Source organism: Streptomyces sp. UG1 (assembly GCF_049974585.1).
Taxonomy (GTDB): domain Bacteria; phylum Actinomycetota; class Actinomycetes; order Streptomycetales; family Streptomycetaceae; genus Streptomyces.
Genome location: NZ_JBNGGG010000020.1, coordinates 43,399 through 65,538, shown reverse-complemented (window position 1 = coordinate 65,538; position 22,140 = coordinate 43,399). Strand labels below are relative to the sequence as shown.

20 protein-coding genes and 2 pseudogenes are annotated in these 22,140 nt (G+C 72.7%); 17 read left to right on the top strand and 5 right to left on the bottom strand.

The window, feature by feature from the left end:
* Window positions 1-168: 168 nt before the first annotated feature.
* A complete protein-coding gene (locus ACP4J3_RS22765) occupies window positions 169-435 on the top strand; it encodes a hypothetical protein (RefSeq protein ID WP_426537251.1) in 267 nt (88 codons plus the stop codon).
* Here ACP4J3_RS22765 and ACP4J3_RS22760 read toward each other — a convergent pair.
* Window positions 359-568 (bottom strand): CGNR zinc finger domain-containing protein, encoded by a 210-nt coding sequence (locus tag ACP4J3_RS22760; protein WP_426537415.1) that lies wholly within the window; start codon window positions 566-568, stop codon window positions 359-361. The genes ACP4J3_RS22765 and ACP4J3_RS22760 overlap by 77 nt on opposite strands.
* Before the next feature lie 358 nt (window positions 569-926).
* On the opposite strand from ACP4J3_RS22760, the gene ACP4J3_RS22755 reads away from it, so the two are divergent.
* From ACP4J3_RS22755 to ACP4J3_RS22740, 4 genes are all read left to right on the top strand, one after another.
* Window positions 927-1,076 (top strand): hypothetical protein, encoded by a 150-nt coding sequence (locus tag ACP4J3_RS22755; protein WP_426537421.1) that lies wholly within the window; start codon window positions 927-929, stop codon window positions 1,074-1,076.
* 104 nt (window positions 1,077-1,180) lie between these two features.
* Window positions 1,181-1,615, top strand: coding sequence for a VOC family protein (locus ACP4J3_RS22750; RefSeq protein ID WP_426537249.1), 435 nt, complete (start codon window positions 1,181-1,183; stop codon window positions 1,613-1,615).
* A gap of 346 nt (window positions 1,616-1,961) precedes the next feature.
* Window positions 1,962-3,017: a hypothetical protein gene (locus ACP4J3_RS22745; protein WP_426537247.1), complete on the top strand. Its 1,056-nt coding sequence runs from the start codon at window positions 1,962-1,964 to the stop codon at window positions 3,015-3,017.
* A 2-nt stretch (window positions 3,018-3,019) separates the two neighbouring features.
* The gene (locus ACP4J3_RS22740) at window positions 3,020-4,129 is read left to right on the top strand and encodes a hypothetical protein (protein WP_426537245.1); all 1,110 of its coding nucleotides are present in this window, start codon (window positions 3,020-3,022) and stop codon (window positions 4,127-4,129) included.
* Between the two features lie 38 nt (window positions 4,130-4,167).
* On the opposite strand, the pseudogene ACP4J3_RS22735 reads toward ACP4J3_RS22740, so the two are convergent.
* Window positions 4,168-4,470 (bottom strand): annotated as a pseudogene (locus ACP4J3_RS22735) (histidine phosphatase family protein); the annotation flags it as partial.
* Between the two features lie 11 nt (window positions 4,471-4,481).
* Between ACP4J3_RS22735 and ACP4J3_RS22730 the strand changes: the two are divergent.
* The 4 genes and pseudogenes from ACP4J3_RS22730 to ACP4J3_RS22715 all read left to right on the top strand — a co-directional run.
* Window positions 4,482-4,601: pseudogene (locus tag ACP4J3_RS22730) on the top strand (GNAT family N-acetyltransferase); the annotation flags it as partial.
* A 78-nt stretch (window positions 4,602-4,679) separates the two neighbouring features.
* Window positions 4,680-5,636, top strand: coding sequence for a GlxA family transcriptional regulator (locus ACP4J3_RS22725; RefSeq protein ID WP_426537243.1), 957 nt, complete (start codon window positions 4,680-4,682; stop codon window positions 5,634-5,636).
* Window positions 5,637-5,739: 103 nt separating this feature from the next.
* The gene (gap, locus tag ACP4J3_RS22720) at window positions 5,740-6,738 is read left to right on the top strand and encodes a type I glyceraldehyde-3-phosphate dehydrogenase (RefSeq protein ID WP_426537241.1); all 999 of its coding nucleotides are present in this window, start codon (window positions 5,740-5,742) and stop codon (window positions 6,736-6,738) included.
* A gap of 212 nt (window positions 6,739-6,950) precedes the next feature.
* Window positions 6,951-8,051 carry a PP2C family protein-serine/threonine phosphatase gene (locus ACP4J3_RS22715; protein WP_426537239.1) on the top strand — a complete coding sequence of 367 codons (1,101 nt, stop codon included), beginning with the start codon at window positions 6,951-6,953 and terminating at the stop codon, window positions 8,049-8,051.
* 81 nt (window positions 8,052-8,132) lie between these two features.
* Here ACP4J3_RS22715 and ACP4J3_RS22710 read toward each other — a convergent pair whose 3' ends face one another.
* The gene (locus ACP4J3_RS22710; RefSeq protein WP_426537237.1) at window positions 8,133-8,291 is read right to left on the bottom strand and encodes a hypothetical protein; all 159 of its coding nucleotides are present in this window, start codon (window positions 8,289-8,291) and stop codon (window positions 8,133-8,135) included.
* A 263-nt stretch (window positions 8,292-8,554) separates the two neighbouring features.
* On the opposite strand from ACP4J3_RS22710, the gene ACP4J3_RS22705 reads away from it, so the two are divergent.
* The 8 genes from ACP4J3_RS22705 to ACP4J3_RS22670 all read left to right on the top strand — a co-directional run bounded on the left by ACP4J3_RS22705 (window position 8,555) and on the right by ACP4J3_RS22670 (window position 20,247).
* A complete protein-coding gene (locus tag ACP4J3_RS22705; protein WP_426537235.1) occupies window positions 8,555-10,123 on the top strand; it encodes an ABC transporter substrate-binding protein in 1,569 nt (522 codons plus the stop codon).
* A gap of 5 nt (window positions 10,124-10,128) precedes the next feature.
* On the top strand, window positions 10,129-11,106 hold the full coding sequence (locus ACP4J3_RS22700) for an ABC transporter permease (protein ID WP_426537233.1): 978 nt from the start codon (window positions 10,129-10,131) through the stop codon (window positions 11,104-11,106).
* A complete protein-coding gene (locus ACP4J3_RS22695) occupies window positions 11,103-13,592 on the top strand; it encodes an ATP-binding cassette domain-containing protein (RefSeq protein WP_426537231.1) in 2,490 nt (829 codons plus the stop codon). Before ACP4J3_RS22700 ends, ACP4J3_RS22695 begins: the two co-directional genes overlap by 4 nt.
* Before the next feature lie 15 nt (window positions 13,593-13,607).
* The gene (locus ACP4J3_RS22690; RefSeq protein ID WP_426537229.1) at window positions 13,608-14,273 is read left to right on the top strand and encodes a TetR/AcrR family transcriptional regulator; all 666 of its coding nucleotides are present in this window, start codon (window positions 13,608-13,610) and stop codon (window positions 14,271-14,273) included.
* A gap of 85 nt (window positions 14,274-14,358) precedes the next feature.
* Window positions 14,359-15,960 carry an MFS transporter gene (locus tag ACP4J3_RS22685; RefSeq protein WP_426537227.1) on the top strand — a complete coding sequence of 534 codons (1,602 nt, stop codon included), beginning with the start codon at window positions 14,359-14,361 and terminating at the stop codon, window positions 15,958-15,960.
* Window positions 15,944-16,672, top strand: coding sequence for a class I SAM-dependent methyltransferase (locus tag ACP4J3_RS22680; RefSeq protein ID WP_426537225.1), 729 nt, complete (start codon window positions 15,944-15,946; stop codon window positions 16,670-16,672). Before ACP4J3_RS22685 ends, ACP4J3_RS22680 begins: the two co-directional genes overlap by 17 nt.
* Before the next feature lie 42 nt (window positions 16,673-16,714).
* Complete coding sequence (locus ACP4J3_RS22675) at window positions 16,715-18,514, top strand: ABC transporter ATP-binding protein (protein ID WP_426537223.1); 1,800 nt, start codon at window positions 16,715-16,717, stop codon at window positions 18,512-18,514.
* Window positions 18,511-20,247, top strand: coding sequence for an ABC transporter ATP-binding protein (locus ACP4J3_RS22670; protein WP_426537221.1), 1,737 nt, complete (start codon window positions 18,511-18,513; stop codon window positions 20,245-20,247). Before ACP4J3_RS22675 ends, ACP4J3_RS22670 begins: the two co-directional genes overlap by 4 nt.
* A 55-nt stretch (window positions 20,248-20,302) precedes the next feature.
* Here ACP4J3_RS22670 and ACP4J3_RS22665 read toward each other — a convergent pair whose 3' ends face one another.
* Together ACP4J3_RS22665 and ACP4J3_RS22660 are read right to left on the bottom strand one after the other, a co-directional pair.
* Complete coding sequence (locus ACP4J3_RS22665) at window positions 20,303-21,325, bottom strand: methyltransferase (protein ID WP_426537219.1); 1,023 nt, start codon at window positions 21,323-21,325, stop codon at window positions 20,303-20,305.
* Between the two features lie 24 nt (window positions 21,326-21,349).
* Window positions 21,350-22,138, bottom strand: a complete 789-nt coding sequence (locus ACP4J3_RS22660; RefSeq protein ID WP_426537217.1) for a thioesterase II family protein — start codon at window positions 22,136-22,138, stop codon at window positions 21,350-21,352.
* Window positions 22,139-22,140: the final 2 nt, after the last annotated feature.

Here is a 22,140-nt window from a genome sequence, read left to right as displayed (position 1 = left end):
TCGTGTTCCTCGGGATCGTCGGACGGGTCCCCCGCCGAGGGCCGCCCCACCGGCTCCGGCTCCGGGTCACCGGCCTCCGGCTCCACGCCCACTCCCACGAAATCGCCCTCGCCGACCGGGCCGTGTGCCGACGGGACGTGCGAGATCGAGGTCGCCGTGGGGGACGTCGTGACCGTGCCGGAAACGTACGGCCTCGGGCCGATCGAGGTGAAGGCGATCAGCGCCGACGGGGTCGAGATGGTCGCGCCGCTGACGGGGTCGGGCTTCGGCGTTTCGGGCTGTGCCGGTGGGGGCGGTGTGTCCTCGGAGGGCAGCGGCGGCGTCGAGCTGCGCTGCGACGAGGGACCCGCCGCGACCATCAACGACACCATGAGCCTTCAGGTCGTCGAGCTCCGCGGCAACGCCGCCGTCCTTCGTATCGAACCCGCTGGGTGACGTAGGACTGAGAAGGCCGGGGCACGGGCGCCTGTCCGTCGTTGTGACGTCGGTGAGTCTTCATCCGGTTGCCGCAACTGGGCATCGAGCACCATCGTGCGCTGTTGTTCTTCGAGTTTTCACACGCTCTCAGCCGACTCGGGGCCGTGCGCCTGACACCGTCCCATTCGATCGCCCGGAACGGGCCGACACCTCGTCCGCGAGCTGATCCTGCACCGCGCCCTCGATGGTGGGAGCGGTGTTGAGGAGCGCCGGCAGGGGTTAGATCTCATGAGTGTGGTTCATCATCGGTGCGCGAAGGTGCACGGGCAGACGCTCCGATCTGGGCCTACCAGCGCGACTGGCGCCCTGGACGAGGGTGCCGTCAGTCCCGACACGTGGCATCTCGACTTCGCCGGCCTGTCCCGGCCCGGCAACGCCGAGGTACAGCTACAGCTACAGCTCTTCTTCGACTACGCCAACAACCCGCCGCTCTATCCCGCGATGCACGAGTGGCTACGTCCGTATCGCACGTCGCCATCCGGAAGGCGACCGGCTCCACGGAAGTCATCGGCTCCTGGCGGCTGCTGAACGCGGACACGGGTGCGGTACTCGCCACCGGCACTCCGAAGGTGGCCGAGTTCGAGACCTACGCCTCGTAACGGCAGCGGATGTCTCATCACGCCGAACTGGCGCGTACGCCCCCATCGCTGTCCGCGCGCGGGCCCGGCGTGGTGACGCCTGAATCCCTTGCTATGGTGCGTCGATGCCAACGATCAAGCAGGTCCAAGTCACCTTCGACTGTGCGGAACCTGAGCGCGTCGCTCGCTTCTGGTGCGAGGTGCTGGGGTACGTCGTGCCCTCACCCCCGAAGGGGTTTGCCACGTGGGACGACTTCAATCGCTCGCTGCCGCCTGAGGACCAGGGTTCGTGGTTCGCATGCAGTGATCCCTCGGGTGTGGGCCCGCGGCTGTTCTTTCAGCGCGTTCCCGAGGGCAAGGTCGTCAAGAACCGGGTCCATCTTGACGTGCGGGTGGGCGCCGGGCTCGTGGGTGAAGAGCGCCTGGCCGCGCTCGAGGCCGAATGCGCACGACTGGTCGCGCTCGGCGCGGTACGTGTGCAACTGCTGCCTGCCGATGATGACAACGAGTCATGCATCGTGATGCAGGACATCGAGGGCAACGAGTTCTGTCTCGACTGAACAGTGACCGACCGCTCAGCGCGACTCCGTGACGAGCACGGCTTGTACCGACTTGAGTGAAGATCCAGGTTGCCAGGGAGTGGCCGGTCTCGTGGGCCGGCCGTCGGGACACCAAGTCGGCGTGGCTCCACAGAAACCGAAACCGATGACGACCTCGCCGAGCCCGATGATGGCGAACAGTCGAAAGCGCTCGACCGTGGGTTCGGTCACCACCGGCCGTCCAGCCACGCGATCCAGATCCGTCCACCGAGGCGACCCCTGTCGCATCGGCATGGCCGAAATGCCGTCTGTTCACGGCTGAGTGAACGCCCATAAGCTCTGCGACCTCCGAGACATGGGGGGTCTCGTGAACGGTCTCCGTGCTGTCGTTGTCTGCCTTGTGATCGCGTGTACCGCGGTGGTGTCGCCGGCCGCGGCTGTGGCACCCAGCTGGTCCGCGCTGCCGGTGCCGGCGGCGGCCCCGCCGGTGACCGTGTCAGATCTCGCCGCACGCGGGCCGGGCGAGGCGTGGGCGACCGGGTACGAGCGCGCCGCCGATGGACTGCGCCCGATGCTGTACCGATGGGACGGCACGGCGTGGAGCAGGGACACGACCTTTCCCGGCGCCGGTGAGTCGGGTCGGCTCGGAAAAGTGCAGTTCGTCGGTGACGACGTGTGGATCTTCCGCAGCGGCACAGAAGCGGGGCAGATCCTGCGCCGGTCGGCGGGAGGGTGGAGTGCCGTCCCGCTGCCGCAAACCCTGTGGACCTACCAGGACTTCGCCGCGGTACCGGGTGCCGCGTGGGTGGTCGGTGAGGATGACACCGGGCTGAAGGTGTTGCACTACGACGGCTCCGGCTGGACCACGCAGTCCACCCCGGACGGTGTGCTGGTCCTGATGGGGATCACCGCGCGCACTGCCACCGACGCCTGGGCCTGGGCGGACACCAGCACCGGGAGCACCGTCCTGCGCTGGGACGGCACGGCGTGGCGGGACGCCAAAGTGCCGTTGCCGCCGAACAGCAACGTGCACACGATCCTGCTCGAACCGTCCGGCCGGGTCACCATCGGCGGCAGCCAGTACACCGAAGGCGCGGTCCGCACCTACCTGATGACCTGGAGCGGGCTCGGGGCCTGGCGCACCACGCACCCACCGCTGGGCGACACCTACACCGGGACCATGGTGCGCGGCCCGGACGGCGCGCTGTGGCTGCCGGTGCGCAGCGACCGTGCGTTCCAGTCGAAGTACGTGCGGGTGAACGGCTCCCGCACCGCCTTCTCCTACGGCCCGGAGCGCACAGACACGATCGACGTCAAACCGCGTGCACTGGCGAGAACCGGGTGGTCCTCGCTGCTGTCCTTCGGAACCGTCGAGATCTACGGCACGAAACCGAACCTGATGAGCGAACGGCTGGGAGGCTGACCATGCTGCGCAGACTTCTCGTCACGGCCCTCGCCGCCGCCCTGACCCTCATCACGGCCATGTCCTCGGCCGCGGCGGACACCCTGTCCTGGCAGCACGTTCCGGTTCCCGCGCAGGTACGGCCGCAGGCGGGGCTGAACGATGCCGTGGCGCTCGGGCCGGACCGGGCGTGGGCGGTGGGTGCCGACGCCGTCGGCCGCGAGGCGCCGGGCTTTCCGCTGATGCTGCGCTGGGACGGTACCGCGTGGCAGCGCCAGAGTCTGCCCAAGGTCGGTTGGCAGGGGGAGCTGCTCTCCATCGCCGCGCCCTCGCCGACCGCGGCCTGGGCCGTCGGCCGTGACTCGGCGGGCGGTGCTCACCTGCTGCGCTTCGACGGCACCGCCTGGTACGAAAGCAGGCCGCCGCGTGGCGTCGTACTGACCAAAGTCGTCGCCGGCGCCGGTGAGACCTGGCTGATCGGTTCGCGGGACGGCGCCCAGGTGTTGCTGCGCCGAAACGGGCGCGGCTGGCAGGACGTGCCCGTGCCGCCGGGAGCCGTATACGGACTGCACATCCTGGCGGCCGACGACGTCTGGGCCGCAGGCGCCACCAACTCCGGTGCGGCCGTGTCGCATTGGGACGGGCAGGAGTGGCAGCAGACGACCGTGGACGGGTTCCCGCGGTCGGCCGTGGGCAGTGTGCTGGCGGTCTCGCCGACGGAGGTGTGGGCGGGTGGCACGGCCGGCTTCGTCGGCGGCCCGCCGGGCCGGCCGATTCCGCCACTGCTGGTCCGCTGGGACGGGCAGCAGTGGAGCCGGGTGACCGTGCCCACCGACTTCGGCTCGATCAGCTCCCTGGCGCCCAGTACCTCCGGCGCGCTGGCCTGGGTCGCGGTGTCCGGTTCGCAGAAGTGGGGCCCGCCGGGCAGCTCTCCGCCGCTCGTCCCCGGGCCGGACTTCCTCGCCTGGAACGGACAGGCGTTCACCGAGTACAGCGAACCGGCGGTGGCCGGCGAGGGCGACTCGTCCCGGCTGCACCTGGCGACGGTACCGGGCACGGAGACGGTGTGGTCGGTCGGCCGCGCCGCCGGCCCGGAGGGCACCTTCGCACCGCGCATCCTGCGGTTCGGCTGAGCGCGCCGGCGGCCCGGCCTGTGGCGGTGCCGGCCCGCTCAGACGTGCAGCTCGGGGGGAAAGCCCGTCCAGCGCAGCTCGGTGGGCAGATGCCGCATGTCGTTGGAGAGGAGGACGGTGGCGGGTCGACCGGGCGCGTAGCGGATGACCGTGAGTGCTGCGTTGCAGTGGTTGAGGCCGAGCCAGCGCCACTTCGGTGCGTGCATGGCGTCCCGGACGAGCCAGGCGACCAGGAAGTTGTGGGTGACGACCAGATCATGCCGGTCCTCTTCGCCGTCCACCGCCCCGGTGAACATGTCCAGCGCCTGGCGGGCCAGCGCAGGTCCGTGCCGGCGCTCCTCGTGCCGCTGCCGCCAACACCCGCTCGATGCGCCTCGCGGCGAAGCTGGGGTTCACCGAGGTCGAGCGGTTCGAGGAGTACGGCGCCGAGCAGTGGTTCGGCGTGTGGTCCTCGGTCACGCCGTCCGGTTGAGTCCGGTCGCCGGGGTGGTGGACTCCACGATCGTCCGCGCCGACTGACCACCGAAACACCCCTCGTACCCTGTTCCCCGTGCCTCCCACCCGCCTCCATCGCGTCGCCGTCCTTGTGCTCGAGGGTGCGAAGCCGCTCGATGTCGGCATTCCCGCGCAGGTGTTCACGACCCGGGCGAGCATGCCGTACGAGGTCCGGGTCTGCGGTGCGCGGACCGGTCTCGTGACCGGCGGCGACGGCCTGTCGTACCACGTCGCCCACGACCTCGACGCCCTGGCGTGGGCCGATGTCGTCTTCATCCCCGGTTACCGGAATCCGGACCGGGACGATCCGCCGTCGGCCGTCGTCGACGCGCTGCTCGCCGCCCACGATCGGGGCGCGCGGCTCGCCGCCATCTCCACGGGCGCCTTCGCGCTCGCCGCCACGGGCCTGCTCGACGGCAAGCGCGCCACGACGCACTGGCATTACTCACAGGCGCTCAAGGCTAAGCATCCACTCGTCCGAGTCGACGAGAACGTCCTCTTCGTCGACGAGGGCAGCGTGCTGACGTCGGCCGGCGCCGCCTCCGGCATCGACCTGTGCCTGCACATCCTGCGCGGAGACCTCGGGGTGGCCGCGTCGAATCACGCTGCCCGGCGGCTGGTCGCCGCCCCCTACCGCAGCGGCGGTCAGGCGCAGTACGTGCCGCGCAGCCTGCCCGAGCCGCTCGGCGAACGGTTCGCCACCACTCGCGAGTGGGCCCTGCACCGGCTCGGCGAGCCCCTCACCCTCGATGTGCTCGCCCGGCACGCCGCGGTCTCGCCGCGCACCTTCTCGAGACGCTTCGTCGAGGACACCGGGTACACGCCGATGCAGTGGGTCATGCGCGCCCGCATCGACATGGCCCGTGAGCTGCTGGAGCGCTCGGAGCGCAGCGTCGAACAGATCGCCGCCGACGTCGGTCTGGGCACCGGCACGAATCTGCGGCTGCACTTCCACCGCATCCTCGGCACCACCCCGAGCGAGTACCGGCGCACGTTCACCCAGGGGGAGTAGCCGGCCACCGCCTGGCGGGATCCTTTCGAACCGTGGCGCTCACGCCGCGGTCACGAGCGAGGACGGCACGCGAGGCTGGTCGTGAACCGAAAGGAGACCCCTCATGACCCGTATCGCCATCAACGGATTCGGCCGCATCGGACGCAATGTGCTGCGCGCGCTGCTCGAACGCACCAGCGACCTCGAGGTCGTCGCCGTCAACGACCTCACGGAGCCCGCCACCCTCGCGCGGCTGCTCGCCTACGACTCGACGGCCGGCCGGCTCGGCCGCCCGGTGACCGTCGACGGGGACGCCCTCGTCGTCGACGGACACCGCATCACGGTGCTCGCCGAGCGCGAACCGGCACAGTTGCCATGGGCCGAACTCGGCGTGGACATCGTCCTGGAAGCCACCGGCCGCTTCACCTCGGCCAAGGCCGCTCGCGCACACCTCGACGCGGGCGCGAAAAGGGTGCTCGTCAGCGCGCCGTCGGACGGCGCCGACGTCACGCTCGCGTACGGGGTCAACACCGCCGCGTACGACCCGGCCGTGCACACGATCGTCTCGAACGCCTCCTGCACGACCAACGCGCTCGCGCCGCTGGCCGCGGTCCTTGACGAGCTCGCCGGCATCGAGCACGGGTTCATGACGACGGTGCACGCCTACACCCAGGAGCAGAACCTGCAGGACGGTCCGCACCGCGACGCCCGCCGCGCCCGTGCGGCCGCAGTCAACATCGTGCCGACCACGACGGGCGCCGCCAAGGCGATCGGCCTCGTGCTGCCGAACCTCGACGGAAAGCTGTCGGGCGACTCGATCCGCGTGCCGGTTCCGGTGGGCTCGATCGTCGAACTCAACACGACCGTCGCCCGCGATGTGACGCGCGACGACGTGCTGGCGGCGTACCGCGCCGCGGCGCAGGGGCCGCTCGCCGGCGTCCTCGAGTACTCGGACGACCCGCTCGTGTCGTCCGACATCACGGGCAACCCGGCCTCGTCCATCTTCGACTCGGCCCTCACCCGCGTCGACGGACGTCACGTCAAGGTGGTCGCCTGGTACGACAACGAGTGGGGCTTCTCCAACCGCGTGATCGACACGCTCGAACTCCTCGCCACCGCTTGACCCGATGCCGCGGCGACGCCATGGCAACCTCCACCAATCGCCAATGTCATGGAATTACGATGAAGATCCTGACAATGCGGTCGAGGCCTGCCAGGAGTTCTTGTGCACAGGACGCGTCGGTGGATCCGCGGCCGGAGTGAGCGGTGAGGTGGCCCGGCCGTCGTGGAGCCGAAGGCCGCCGTGCGGCGCGGGCGAACGGCACGGGACCCCGGGTGCCTGCCCCGCCGGCATGGATGCGCTGGCTGCCGGCCCTCTACGTCGCCGGCATCCTGGTGCTCGAGCCGATCACTCCGGTGCAGTGGCCGGTGAGCTTCCTGCTCATCGCTCTCCCGGTGGTCGCCGCCTACGCCCACGGACCTGTCGGTGTCGCGGCCATCGCGGCCTTCGCCGTCGTGTTCGAAGGCGTCCTGGCCGGCACTCCGTGTTGTGCGGGGCGCATGGTGGGCTACCTGTGGGATCGCCACTACGTGGGCGCCTACGTCTGCACCGCCCTGGTCGGCGTCCTCGGCACGATCATGGCCGCCCACCGGACGCGCCGTGAGCGCACGCTCGCGAGCGTGCGCTCCGTGGCCGAGACCGCGCAGCGGGTGCTGCTGCGCCCGGTGCCCCGCCGCCTCGGCCGGCTCTCGATGGAGGCGCTCTACCTGTCCGCCGACGCCGAGGCACGCATCGGCGGTGACCTGTACGAGGCGGTGCCCACCGCGCACGGAGTCCGACTGCTCATCGGCGATGTCCGGGGCAAGGGTCTGCTCGCGGTGGAGACGGCCGCCACGATGCTCGGCGCCTTCCGTGAGGCCGCCTACGACGAGCCCGACCTGGCCGGTGTGGCGCATCGCGTCGAACAGAGCATGAGCCGCAGGGCCGCACAGTTGCCGGGCAGCGAAGCGGCGGAGCGCTTCGTCACCGCCGTGTTCGCCGAGGTTCCCGATCACGAACCCTTGGTCCGCATCGTCAACTGCGGCCACCCGCCACCCCTGCGGCTGGGCCCCGACGGCGTCACCGAACTGGACTCGGCCGACCCGGCTCTCCCCATCAACCTCGGCATTCTGCTCGGCGAGCGCTACCGCGTGGATGTCGAGCCCTTCCACCCCGGCGACCGGCTGCTGCTGTACACCGACGGCGTGACCGAGACACGCGACCCCACCGGATCCTTCTACCCGCTCACCGAGCGCAGCCGGGCCTGGACAACGCTCCCTCCCCGCGAACTCCTCGACCACCTGCACCAAGACCTGCTCGCCTACAGCAGCGGAAGCCTCGACGACGACATCGCCGCCCTCGCCGCATACCGCCTTCCCGAAGAGCCGCGAGAGTGATGTCCAGGGGGCGCGGATCGAGCCATCGTCCGGCTGATGAGCCGGACGAGCAGTTCACTGGCGCCCCCTCGCGCCCCAGGCCTAGCCACAGGGCGCTGTCACCCAGTCCGCCGAGTTCTCGTTCCGTACGTTGCCGGCGTCCTTGTCCGTGACGTCGACGGTGCGCCCGCCGAAGGCCGACTGGCAGAAGCCCAGCGCCGCGGACGCGGCGCCTCGGAAGTTCAGGTGGGTGGTGGTCACGACGGACATGGCCCGTACCCATGTCGAGCTTCGCTTCGACTACGGGCACAACCACGCCGCCACCGCTGAGCGACCCCGCCTCACCACCTGGTCACCTGGCGCGGCCACTGGTACCTCGTGGCCTGGGACCTCGAGCTGACGCGCAACGGTATCCGGCTCGTTATTGAAAATGATTTTCGTCATGGGTAGGGTCATCTACGTCGTATACCCCAGGCGTTCAGACCCCTGGGGCCGGTGTGTGTGCCAGGGGAGAGGGAACCGGAGTGATAACTCGGCGTGCCGCGCTGCGCGGCGTCGCGGGAGGAGCGGTGGCGGTGGCCGCCGGCGGGGCGCTGGCGGCCTGCGGAGGCGGGGGCGATGAGCGGCCCGCCGCCGCAAGGGCGTCCGCCACCCCGCGCAAGGGCGGAAAACTGCGGGCGGCGTTCATCGGTGGCAGCACGGAGTCCACCGACCCGACGCTCGCCGCGGGCGTCGGCATCGACTACGTGCGCGCCCGCGTCGTCTGGGACGCCCTCGGCGAACTGGACGGCGGGAAGCCGGTGTGGCGGCTCGCGGAGACCGTCGAGCCCAACTCCGACGCCACGCAGTGGACCGTACGGATCAGAAAGGGCGTCACCTTCAGCGATGGGCGCCAACTCACCGCGAACGACGTGCTGTTCAGTCTGCGCATGCTCGTCGAGAAGCGGAGCCCGCAGGCCGGGTTCATGACGCACCTCGACCTGAAGAAGGCACGCGCACGTGACGCGCGGACCGTGGAACTGCCGCTCACCATGGCCGACGGGTTCTTCGATCTCGCCCTCGCGCACTCCATGTTCGTCTTCCCCGACGGCACCAAGAACCTCGCGAAGGCGGTGGGCAGCGGGCCGTACGTGGTGAAGAAGTGGCAGGCCGGGCGCAGCAGCCTGCTCGTCCCCCGCGAGGACTACTGGGACGCGGACAACGGCGGCCCCTACCTGGACGAGCTGGAACTGATCCCCGTCACCGACGCGGCGGCACGGCTCAGCGGCCTGAAGTCCGGCCAGTTCGAGTACGCCGGCGGCCTCGCCCTGACCGCTCTGCGCACCGAACGCGGCAACAGCGCCCTGCGTCTCGAGACCCCCTCCAAGGACCTGTGGGTCGACCTCAACCTCCCCATGAACCTCGGGCTGAAGCCGTTCACCGACCCACGTGTCGTTCGGGCTGTGAAGCTCGCGCTCGACCGCGAAGCCCTGGTGCGGACGGTCACCCTCGGCCAGGGTGAGGTCGGCAACGACCTGGTGGGCGCGCACCAGCCGTACTACGACACGAGCATCGCGCAGACCGGGTACGACCCGGAGCAGGCCCGCAAGCTGCTCAAGGAGGCCGGTCAGGAGGGGCTCGCGGTGCGGATCCGCACCTCCGACTACGACTACGGCACCGAGGAGAGCGCCACCGCGATGGTGCCGATGCTGGAGAAGGCCGGCATCAAGGCGACCCTCGACAAGGTGCCCGCCGCCGACTACTACAGCGACTTCAAGACGATCCTCAGCACGCCGGTCCAGACCGCCGCCTACCATCCCAACCCGCTGCCGCTGGCCATCCGGACGTACTACGGCTCGACGGCCTCCTTCCCGCTCACCGGCACCAAGGACGCAGCCGCGCTCGATCCGCTGATCGCCGCCATGAACCGGGCGACCCGGGACGAACAGCGGCGCGCACGGGTCGCGGACGTGCTCAAGCACCTGCACGAGCACGGCGGGGACGCCCTGTTCGCGCGCGTGCCGACCGTGTCGGGTGCGGCGGCGAAGGCGCACGGGGTCGAGTCGCGTGGCTACGCGGACTTCCCCAGCCTGCGGGACGCGTTCGTCGAGTGACCGGGATGAGCCGAATCGGCGGGAAGCGGCCGCGGTTCTCACGCCGGTGGCCGGCGCGGATCGGCGGCGCGCTGCTCGTGCTGTTCGCCGTGTCGGTGCTGGTGTTCGCCGCCACCGAGGCCGCCCCCGGCGACGCGGCCACCGCCCGGCTGGGACCGCAGGCGTCCGAGGACGCCGTCGCGGCGCTGCGGGACCGGCTGGGACTGGACCGGCCCGCGCCGGTGCGCTACCTCGACTGGCTCGGGCATGTCGTCCGCGGTGACTTCGGGGCGAGTTACGCCAGCGGCCGGCCGGTGGGCGAGCTGATCGGGGACCGGTTCGGCAACTCCCTCGTCCTCGGTCTCGCCGCCACGGCTGTGCTCGTCCCGCTCGCCGTCGGGCTCGGACTGTGGGCGGGGCTGCGGGCCGGGCGGCGCGGCGACCGGATCGTGTCGGGCGGCGCGCTGGGCCTGGCCGCCGTGCCGGAGTTCGTCACCGGCGCCCTGCTGATGGCGGTGTTCGCGGCCGGCCTCGGCTGGCTGCCCGCCGTGTCCCTGCTCGGCGCCGGGCAGGGGCCACTGGACGATCCGGCCGTGCTCGTCCTGCCGGTGCTCACCCTCGTCTCGGTGAGCCTGGCGCAGAACCTGCGGCTGGTCCGGGCCGGAGTGGCCGAGGCCGCCCGGTCCCCGGCGGTGGACGCGGCCCGCCTGAACGGGATCCCCGAACACCGGGTCGCCCTGCGCTACGTGCTGCCCGCCGGACTCGGCCCCGCCGTTCCGATGCTCGCCCGTTCCGTCGCCTACCTGCTCGGCGGGGCGCTGGTCGCGGAGTCCCTGTTCGGCTACCCCGGGCTCGCCGCACTCCTGGTGGACGCCACGGCGGCCCGGGACGTCCCCGTGGTGCAGGCCGTGGCGCTGCTCGGCGCCGCCGTCGCGGTCGCCGCGAACCTCGCCGCCGACCTGGCCGTACCGCTCCTCGACCCCGTGCAGAGGCACCCGCGATGACCCTCACCCCCGTGCGCCCGCCGTCCGTCGCGGCCACGATGGCCGACGACGCACCGCCGCGACGGCGATGGGGCGGACGCGCGGCGCTCGCCGTCCTGCTACTGGTCGTGGGCGTGGCCCTCCTCGGACCACTGCTCGCGCCGCACCAGGTCACCGACGCCGTGGACATCCCGTACGCGCCCGGCAGCGCCCAAGCCCCCCTGGGCACCGACCGGCTGGGCTCCGACGTACTCAGCCGCGTGCTGTCCGGCGGTCGCTCGCTGCTGCTGAACGGCCTCGCGGTCACGGCGGCGGTGTGCGCCTTCGCGGCGGTGGCCGGCATGACCGCCGCCTGGCGCAGGGGCTGGACCGACACCCTGATCCTGCGGCTGGCCGACGTCCTGCTGGGCATGCCCGCCTTCCTGCTGCTGAGCGTGGTGGTCGTGGCCACCGGACGCGGCCCGGCGGGCGTCGCGCTCGCCACGGGACTCGTGCTGCTGCCCGAGAGCATCCGCGTGGTCCGCGCCGCGACGCTGCGGATCCTGGCCCAGGACTACGTGGAGGTCGCCATCGCGCGAGGCGAGCGCACGGCGAGCGTGCTGGGGCGCGAGGTGCTGCCCAACCTCGCCCCGGTCCTCGCCGCCGACGCCGGGGTCCGCTTCCTCGGCGCGATCACCGTCGTGGCGACCGCCGCCTTCCTCGGATACGGCACTCAACCCCCGGCCGCCGACTGGGGGCTGATGGTGCTGGAGAACCGCGACGGGCTCACCCTCCAGCCCCTCGCGGTCCTGGCACCGGCGGCTCTGCTCCTCGTCCTCCTGCTCGCCACGAATCTGCTGCTCGACGCGGCCTTCCCCGACGTCGAGGCGCGCAGGCCGCGCAGGCCGGGCCGTCGGCGCACCACCACCGCTCCGACGGCCGACGCGCCCGGTGAGCTGCTGCTCTCCGTGCGGGGGCTGCGGGTGGAGACCGAAGGCGGGCGTCCCGTGCTGGACGGCGTCGACGTCGACCTCGCGCCCGGTGAACTCCTCGCCGTCGTAGGGGAGTCGGGCAGCGGCAAGAGCACGCTCGTCCTCGCCGCCCTCGGACACGTGGCGGCGGGGCTGCGGCACACCGACGGCCAGGCATGGCTCGACGGCCACCCCGCCCTGGCCCTCGACCGGCGGCGGCTACGGCGGCTGCGCGCATCCGTGTGCGGCTACGTCGCCCAGGACCCGCGCACCGCACTGGCACCGCACCTGCGGGCCGACGCGCAGATCGCCGAGGTGCTGCGGGCCCGCCGGGTCCCCGAGGAGCAGTGGCCGCAACGCGTCGAACGGGCCTTGCGGCTCGCGGGACTGGACCGGCCGTCCGAGATCGCGCACCGCCGGCCGCACCAGATGTCCGGAGGCCAGCGGCAGCGGGTGGCGCTGGCCGTGGCTCTGGCCGCCGAACCGCGGCTGCTGGTCCTGGACGAGCCGACCAGCGCCCTGGACACCGTCACCGCGGCCGCCTTCCTCGCCGACCTGACCCGGCTGCGCGGCGAGACGGGCACGGCGGTGCTGCTGGTGTCCCACGACCTGGCCGCGGTGGCCGCCGTTGCGGACCGGGTGGCGGTCATGGACGGTGGGCGGATCGTTGAACACGGGCCTGCCGAGGCCGTATTGAGCGACCCGGTCAGCGAGCGCGGACAGGCCTTGGTCGAGGCCGCCCGGCCGGAGGGCCCCACAGGACAGGAGGGCTCGCAAGGGGGTCCCTTGCTCCAGGCTTCGGATCTCGCTCTCCTCCGCCGCGCGACACGGGTCCTCGACGGCGTGTCCCTCGATCTCGGCACCGGCGACTGCCTGACCGTCGTCGGCCCCTCCGGCTGCGGCAAGACGACCCTGCTGCGCTGCCTCGCCGGTCTCGACGCCCCGACGAGCGGCGAGATCCGTCTCCACGACGAGGCCCTCGCACCTGACGTGCGCGACCGCGACCCCCGGCAACGGCGTCGCGTGCAGCTCGTACCCCAGGACCCGTACGCCTCGCTCAACCCGCGCCACACCGTGGCCACGATCGTCGGCCGCCCTCTCGTGCTCCGGCAGGACCTGTCCAGGGAACAGCAACAGGCGGCGGTCGAGCGGCTGTTGGCACAGGTCGGCCTCGGCGCAGGCCTGGCCGCCCGGCTTCCCGGCGCGCTCTCGGGCGGCCAGCGCCAGCGCGTCGCCCTCGCACGGGCGCTGGCCGCGAACCCCGAGGTGCTGCTCTGCGACGAGGTGACCAGCGCGCTGGACCCGTCCGTGGCCGTCGGAGTCGTCGAGCTGATCGCCCGGCTGCGCACGGAGTTGGGGGTCGCCGTCGTCATGGTCACGCACGACCTGTCGGTGGCCGCACGCCTCGGCGGCCGGGTGGCCGTACTGCACGACGGGCGGTTCCGCGAGACGGGACCGGCCGCCCGGGTGCTCAGCCGGCCCGGACACGACGTGACCCGCGCACTGGTGGCGGCCATGCCCCGTGCACGGGCCCGCGGAGAGGACGCGACACGGTGACTCTAGGGTGGCGGTATGCCGAGCACGACGACCGACAGCGACGGGACACAGCCCGGGACCGGGAAACGACGCGCACCGCTGAACCGGACGACCGTCGTGGCCGTCGGCCGGCGGCTGGCCCGCGACGAAGGACTGACCGCGGTCACCCTGCGCCGGGTGGCGGGCGAACTCGGCGTGACGGCCATGGCGTTGTACCGGCACGTGGGCGACAAGCGCGAACTGCTGGTCGCCATGCTGGACGAGGTGGCCGAGGAGCTGGTGATACCGGACGGTGCCGGTTCGCCTTCGGACCGGCTGGTCCTGGCCTTCCGGGCACTGCACGACCATCTGACGGCGGAGCCGTGGGTGGCCGAAGTCCTCAGGGGCGGCGAGCTGTTCGGGCCGCGCGCCGCGCGGTTCGTCGAGCATGTGCTCGCCCTCCTGGCCGAGGCCGGGCTGGACGACGAGCAGGCGGCCGACGCGTACTGGGCCCTGTGGTGGTACACCTTCGGCCACCTGTCGTACCTGCCCGCGCTGGGGCCCGAGGCCCGCCCCGCCCGGCGGGAACTGATGACCCGAGTCGGTATGGACGACCATCCCCGACTGGCCCGGCTGCTGTCCCGGCCGCCCCACGCGGGCGCGGCCGAGGACCTGTTCGTGCCGGGTCTGAGGGCCCTCCTGCGGGGCCTGCTGGCGGACTGACCCCGCCGTCCCCTGCCCAGGGCGGTGCGCGGCTGCCGTCCGCCCATCCGTATACGCCGTATATCCATGTCTGCGAGGGGTTCCCATGACCCAGGACATACGCCAGGAGCCGCCGGCCGAGACCGCTCCGGCAGCCGGCGGCGGCTGGCTGCTCGCCATGACGTCGCTGGCCGCCGTGCTGATGACCCTGGACATCACCGTCGTCAACGTCGCCCTGCCCGAGGTGGCCGCCGACCTCGACGCCGGACTGACCGGACTGCAATGGGTGGTGAACGCCTACACGCTCGTCTTCGCCGCCCTCCTGCTGCCCGCCGGATCACTGTCCGACCGCATCGGCCGCCGCCGCATGTTCCTCACCGGCGTCGCCGTCTTCACCGCCGCCTCGGCGGGCTGCGGCGCGGCGCCCGGCGTCGGCACGCTCATCGCCTGCCGCGCCCTGCAGGGCCTGGGCGGCGCGCTGGTGATGTCCACCGCGCTGGCCCTGATCGCCGGGGCCTACGAGGGCCGGCGCCGCCAGTCCGCCATCGGGATGTTCTCCGCCGCGGGCGGCGCCGCCGCGGCCCTCGGCCCGCTGGTCGGCGGCGCCGTCGTCGAGGGCCTCGACTGGCGGTGGATCTTCTACGTCAACCTGCCGGTCGGCGTCCTCATCGTGCTGGGCACCGTGCTGCGGGTGCCACACGACGACCGGGCAAGCCGTCTGCCGCGCCCCGAGGGCAGGTTCGATCTCCTCGGGCTGCTGCTCGCCGCCGGCGCCCTGCTCGGCCTCAACTACGGCCTGGTGACCGGCCCCGAGGACGGCTGGACGTCCGCCTCCGCGCTGCTGCCCCTCGTCGGCGGCGCCCTGCTCGTCGCCGGGTTCGTGGCCTGGGAGGTCCGGCAGCGGGACGCGGCCCTGTTCGACGTACGGCTGCTGCGGGTGCCCTCGTTCAGCGGGGCGATCGTGCTCAGCTTCGTCTGCCGGGTGGTCAGCTTCGGTGTCCTGCCGTATCTGATCCTGTGGCTGTCGGGGATGCTCGGGCACAGCCCGCTGGGCACCGGGCTGCGGCTGCTGGCGATGACGGCCTTCATCATGCTGGTCGCCCCGTTCAGCGGGCTGCTGCTCAAGCTGCTGCCCACCCGCGCGGTCATGGCCCTCGGCACGGGCATCACCGCGCTCGGGCTGCTCACCATGGCGCGCGTCGGCCCCGACGACTCCTGGCTGGTGATGCTGCCCGGTCTGGTGCTGCTCGGCATCGGCGGGGCGATCGCCTTCCCGCCGCTCATGGGCATCGCCGTCGGTGTCGTACCGCCGGAGCGGGCCGGAATGGCCTCCGGGATGACCAACACCTTCTTCCCGCTCGGCACGGCGGCCGGCGTCGCCGCCTTCGGCGCGGTGTTCAGCACCCGTATCGACCATGACCTGGACGATGCGCGACTCGCCGCGCTGCACGTCCCGGAGGGAATGCGGCAGCAGGTCCGGGACGCCGTCGCCGCCGGGCAGTTCGGGCCCCTCGAACGCGCCCTGCCGACGGGCGCCCGCGAACCCGTCCTGGACGCGGCCCGCTCCGCGCTCACCGACGGCCTCGCGACGATCCTCGTGACGGCGTCCGTGGTCAGCCTGCTCGCCGCCCTCGCCTCGTGGACCCTCATCCGCGACAAGGACCAGCTCACCGCTGCCGAGGAGCCGGCCGATGCCCCTGCCGCCTGACACCGACCGTGACCTGTACGGCGGTGCCGCCGAGTTCTACGACCTGCTCGCCGGGCCCGCCTGGGCACGGCTCGGTCCCCACCTGCGCCGCGCCCTCGACGGCGCCGACCCCGCGAACGGCCCGCTGCTCGACCTGGGCGCAGGCACCGGCCTGTCCACCGAGGCCGCCGCCGACGCCGTCCCCGGCGCGCGGGTGATCGCGATCGAGCCCTCCGCCGGGATGCGCATCGCACTGGCCACGCGGCTCGCCTGCCGCCCCGGGCTCGCCGAGCGCGTCACCGTCGTCGCGGGCACGCTGACGGACGTACCACTGCCGGACCGCTTGTGCGCGGCCGTCGTCCTCGGTGTCGTCGGCCATCTCGACCTCGGCGAACGCGCCGCCCTGTGGCGGTCGTTGGCCGCGCGACTGGCACCCGGAGCCCCTGCCGTCGTCGACGTCCTCGACCGCACCGCACCCCCGACCCGCGCCCCGCTGCGGCTTTCGACCCGCCGCGTGGGCGACCTGGACTACGAGTCGTGGAGCGAGGGCGCCGACGACGGCTGGACGCTCACCTACCGCGTACGCGACGGCGAAACCGTCGTACGCGAACACGCCGTACCCCTGCCCTGGTCCGGCATCGGCATCGAGGCACTTGCCGAGGAAGCCGCGGCGGCCGGGCTCCAATGCACTGCGCTCGCCCCCGATTTCGCAGTCATCCGTCCCACCCCCTGAGCCGTACTCCGTTCCACCCCTGACCCGAGAGGAACACCCACCATGACCGGCGCGGCCCTCGCCGACACGCGAGAGGGCACCCCCGACACCCTCCCCGCACCCGAGACCCCGGCGAAGCCGCCGGGCCTCGGTGAACTCATCGCCCCCATACGCGGGCGCCTGACCGCCGCGATCCTGGCCCAGGCGGCCGCCGCGGTCTGCTCGATGATCCCGTTCATCGCCGTCGCCGAACTGGCCCGCGCTCTGCTGGCGCCCGGCGGTCCGGACGAGGGCCGCGCCTGGGCCGCCGCCTGGACGGCCGTCGGCGCCCTCGTCGCCCGGCTCGTCCTCTACGCCACCGCCGGCGTCCTCACCCACCACGCCGACGCCGACCTCCAACTCGACCTGCGGCGGCGACTCGCCCGCCACCTCGGCCGGGTGCCGCTCGGATGGTTCACCGACAACAGCTCGGGTGAGGTGAAGAAGGCGGCCGCCGACGACATCTCCACGCTGCACCACCTGGTGGCGCACACCGCGCTGGAGGTCACCGCCGCGCTCGTCGCCCCGCTGACCGCCCTCGCCTACCTCCTGACCGTGGACTGGCGGCTCGCCCTCGTCGCGCTGCTGCCCCTCCTGGTCGGCATCTACTTCTTCAAGCAGGCCATGTCGGGCGGCGAGGAGGTGACGGCACGCTTCTTCGGCTCCATGGGCGCCGTGAACGCCGCCGTCGTCGAACTCGTCCACGGAATCGCCGTGATCAAGGCGTACGGCCGCACCTCCCGCGCCCACCGCGCCTACGACGACGCGGCCGACGACTTCTCCGTCTTCTTCCGGGACTGGATCATGAGTACGACGCGGGCCAGCACCTCGGCCGCGCTCGCCCTCTCCGGCCCGGCCGCCCTGCTCGTCGCCACCGCCGCCGGCACGCTCTTCGTCACCCAGGGCTGGGCCGACGCCGTCGACCTCGTGCCGTTCGTCCTGCTGGGACCGGCCATCACCGGCTCCGTGATGGGGCTGGCCCAGTCCGGGCACGCGGTCCAGGGCGGCCTGCAGAGCGCCCGTCAGATCCACGCGCTGCTGGCCGTCCCACCGTTGCCCGAGGCATCCGCGCCGAAGGCGGCGGGCGCTGACGGCAAGGTCGAACTGGAGGGACTGACCTTCAGCTACGACGGTGCCACCCAGGTACTCAGCGATATCGACCTGACGCTACGACCCGGCACGGTCACCGCCCTGGTCGGCGCCTCCGGCTCGGGCAAGTCCACGCTCGCCCGGCTCGTGCCCCGCTTCTGGGACACCACCGCCGGAACGGTACGCATCGGCGGCACGGACGTCCGGGACATAGCCCCGGCCGACCTGTACCGGCAGGTGTCCTTCGTCTTCCAGGACCCCCACCTGCTGCGCACGACCGTCCGCGACAACATCCGGCTCGGCCGGCCCGACGCCGACGACCAGGCCGTCGAACAGGCCGCGCGCGCCGCGCACATCCACGACCGGATCACCGCACTGCCGCGCGCCTACGACTCGGTCATCGGCGAGGACGCCGTCCTGTCCGGCGGCGAGTCCCAACGCCTCTCCGTCGCACGGGCGTTGCTCACCGACGCGCCCGTCCTCGTCCTCGACGAGGCGACATCCTTCGCCGACCCCGAGTCCGAGGCCGCCGTCCAGCAGGCCCTGTCCGCACTCGCCGCCGGCCGCACCCTGCTGGTGATCGCCCACCGGCTGGCGACCGTCCAGGACGCCGACCACATCGCCGTCCTGGACGGCGGGCGGATCGTGGAGCAGGGCACCCACACCGAACTGCTCGCCCTGGACGGCCGCTACGCACGCATGTGGGCCCTCCAGCAGAAGGGAGTCGCGCGATGACCGCGCTGCTGACACGCGTACTGGGCCGGGAGCAGACCGACGGGCTGCGCCGCGTCGTGCTGTGGGCCGTCCTCGCGGCGGCTCTCCAGGGCCTGGCGTACGCCTTCCTGGTCCCGCTGCTGACCCGGCTCCTCGGCGACGACCCTGCCGGGGCCTGGCCGTGGGTCGGCGCCCTTGCCGTGGCCACCGCCGCTTACGGCGCCGCCGCGTTCGCCGCGACCGTGCGGGGCAACCGCTTCAGCGCGCAGCTCGGGCGCCATCTGCACCGCCGGATCGGCGATCACGTCGTCGCGCTGCCGCTGGGCTGGTTCGGCGGCGAACGCACCGGTGCGCTGGGCCAGTTGGCGGGACAGGGAGTCGTGCAGGTGATGAACGCCGCGGCCAACCTGCTGCGGCCGCTGTGCAATGCCTTCGTCACCCCCGCCGTCGTCGTGCTCGCCACGTTCGCCTTCGACTGGCGGCTCGCGCTGGCCATGCTGGTGGCGGCGCCGGTCGCGGCCGGCGCCTACCGCTGGTCCGGGCGATTGCTCGGCCGGGTCGACCGGCAGTCCCATGCCGCGTCCGTCGAAACCGCCGACCGGCTCGTGGAGTTCGCCCGCCACCAACCCGCGCTGCGCGCCTTCGGGCGGACGGCGCAGGACCACGAACTCCTCGACGCCGCCCTGCGCAAGCAGCACGCCGAGGCCCGCGCCGCCGTCCGCATCGGTGTGCCCGGCATCGCGGGCTTCGCGCTCGCCGTGCAGGTCTGCTTCACCTGCGTCCTGGTCCTCGGCACCGCCCTCGCGGTCGGCGGCTCGGTCGGCGCGGGTGAGCTGATCGCGGTGCTGGTCCTCGCCGTGCGCTTCGTCGAACCCATGGGCGCGGCGGCGGAGCTGGGTGGCTCGCTGCGGGTGGCCCGCGGCACCTTGGAGCGCCTGGACGGGATGCTCGCCTCCGCACCGCTGCCGCAGCCCGCGACCGACGGCCCGCTGCCGGAGTCGTACGGCATCGAACTCGACGGCGTCTCCTTCGGCTACGACGACGAGCGGACCGTTCTCGACGGCCTCGACCTGCGGGTCCCGGCCGGGCACACCGTGGCGCTGGTGGGCCCCTCGGGCTCGGGCAAGACGACGGTGACCCGGCTGATCGCCCGCTTCTGGGACGTGAGCGCGGGCACGGTCCGCGTCGGCGGCGCGGACGTACGCGACCTGACGACGGACCAGCTCATGTCCCGGCTGGCCATGGTCTTCCAGGACGTGTACCTCTTCGCCGGCTCCATCGAGGACAACATCCGCGCCGGACGCGAGGACGCCACGGACGAGGAGGTGCGGGCGGCCGGGCGGCTCGCCCGGGTCGACGAGATCACCGAGCGGCTGCCGGACGGTTGGGCCGCGCGGGTCGGCGAGGGCGGCGCGGCCCTGTCCGGCGGCGAGCGCCAGCGGATCTCCATCGCCCGCGCCCTGCTCAAGCGGGCCCCCATCGTCCTGCTCGACGAGGCGACCTCGGCCCTCGACGCCGAGAACGAGGCCGCGGTCCAGCAGGCTCTGGCCGCGCTCACCGCCGACCGCACGGTCCTGGTCGTCGCCCATCGCCTCGACACCATCCGCGGCGCCGACCTGATCGCCTTCCTGGACGGCGGTCGGATCGTGGAGCAGGGCACGCACGAGGAACTGCTGGAGCTCGGCGGACGATACGCGGAGTTCTGGCGGGAGCGGGAAGGGACGCGTGGATGGAGGCTGGCGGCGCGGTCCTGAGCACATGACGCGTGGGCGGCACGGTTCCCCCGTGCCGCCCACCGCCGTGTGTGTGTCAGCTGGAGCAGGTCACCAGATGGATCCCGGTCCCGGTGACGCGGCGCCCCGTCACCCGCAGCCCGGCCCGGGACACCAGCTCGTCCAACTGCCCGGGCGTACGCTCCCGCCCGCCGAACAGCACCAGCAGCCGTAGATCCATGGCGGCGGCCACGTCGGCGCGACGCCCCTCGGTGACCAGGTTCTCCACGATCAGGACCGAGCCATCGCCGTCCGCCGTCGCCTCGGCACAGCGGCGCAGGATGCGCACCGCGTCCTCGTCGTTCCAGTCGTGCAGAACCCAGGTGAGGAGATAAAGATCCGCACCGGTCGGCAGCGGGTCGAAGAAGCTCCCGGGGTGCACCGAGGCGCGCTGCCCGTGCCCGGCTGCCGCCAGCGCCCGGCCGGCTTCTTCCGCCGCCTCCGGCAGGTCCAGCAGCGTGCCGCGCAGCCCCGGCCGCGCGGTCAGCAGCCGGCTGAGCAGGGACCCGGAACCGCCGCCGACGTCCACCACGTGCCCGCGTTCGGGCCACGGGTGCGCGGCCACGACCTCCGGCGCCGCGAACGTCGTGTGCGCCGCCATCAAGTCGGCGTAGGAACGGGCGAGTTCGGGACTGTCCAAGGTGTCCTGCCACAGGGACCGGCCGTGCACGAGCGGATACGCGGGCTCCCCGGTGCGCACGGTGTCCAGGAGCCGCCCGAACGCCTGGTCCATTCGCCCGCCCATGCCGTCCAGGTCGAACCAGGCCCGCAGCCCGAACGCCCCGCTGTCCTTGAGGAGTTCCGCCGCCGGCGTCAGGGCGTACGTGTCCTGCCGCGGCTCGGCGAAGACACCACGGCCGACGAGCACGCGCAGCATGCGCCGCAGCGCGTCCACGTCGGCGCCCGCGGCCCGGGCCAATTCGGGCAGGGCCGTGTGGCCCGCGGCGATGTGGTCGGCCAGGCGCAGGGTCGCCGCGACCCGGATCGCCCACGGGGTGACGAGGTCGGCGAGCGCGGTCAGGTCGACGCGCGCGGGCGCCGCTTCCGGAAGGGTGGTCATGTCGCTCCAGTCAGGCCGGTCAGGTCAGGGAAACACGGGATGGGCGGTGGGCGCGCGGCACGCATCGACGACGGCGGCGACGACCCGCTCCGCCTGCGGCACCAGGTAGAAGTGCCCGCCGGGCAGTACCAGGCTGCCGAAGGCGCCCTCTGTCGCTGTGCTCCAGGCCGCGACGTCCGCCACCGGCGCCTCCTCGTCGCGGTCACCGGTGAGCGCGGTGAGCGGGCAGCGCAGGCGGGCCGTCGGATCCGGGCGGTAGGTCTCGATGAGGCGGTAGTCGGCGCGTACCGAAGGCAGCAGCACGGCCCGTACCTCCGGGTCGTCGAGCAGTTCGGCGTGGGTGCCGTCGAGGCGCCGCAACTCGGCGGCGAGGCCGTCGTCGTCGCGCAGATGCACCCCGCCGGGGCGCTGGCGGCGCGGGCCGGGGCGGCCGGAGACGAAGACATGCCGTGGCGTGGTGCCGGAGGCCTCCAGCCGCAGGGCGGTCTCCCACGCGACCGAGGCCCCCATGCTGTGCCCGAACAGGACGCGTTCCCGGTCCGGGCGGTCCACGCGCAGCGCCTCGGCGACGGCTCCGGCCAGCTCGTCCATGGACTGGGCGGCCGGCTCCGCGAGCCGGTCCTGCCGGCCCGGATACTGCACGGCGACGAGCTCGACGTGCGGCGGCAGCAGCCGGGCCCACGCGGTGTAGAAGGCGGCGCTGCCGCCCGCGTGCGGGAAGCACACCAGGCAGATCGACGCCGCCGCACGGGGCGCCGGCCGGCGCAGCCACAGCGAGGGCGCGGAACTGGTGTTACTGGTCACAGAGGTCACTC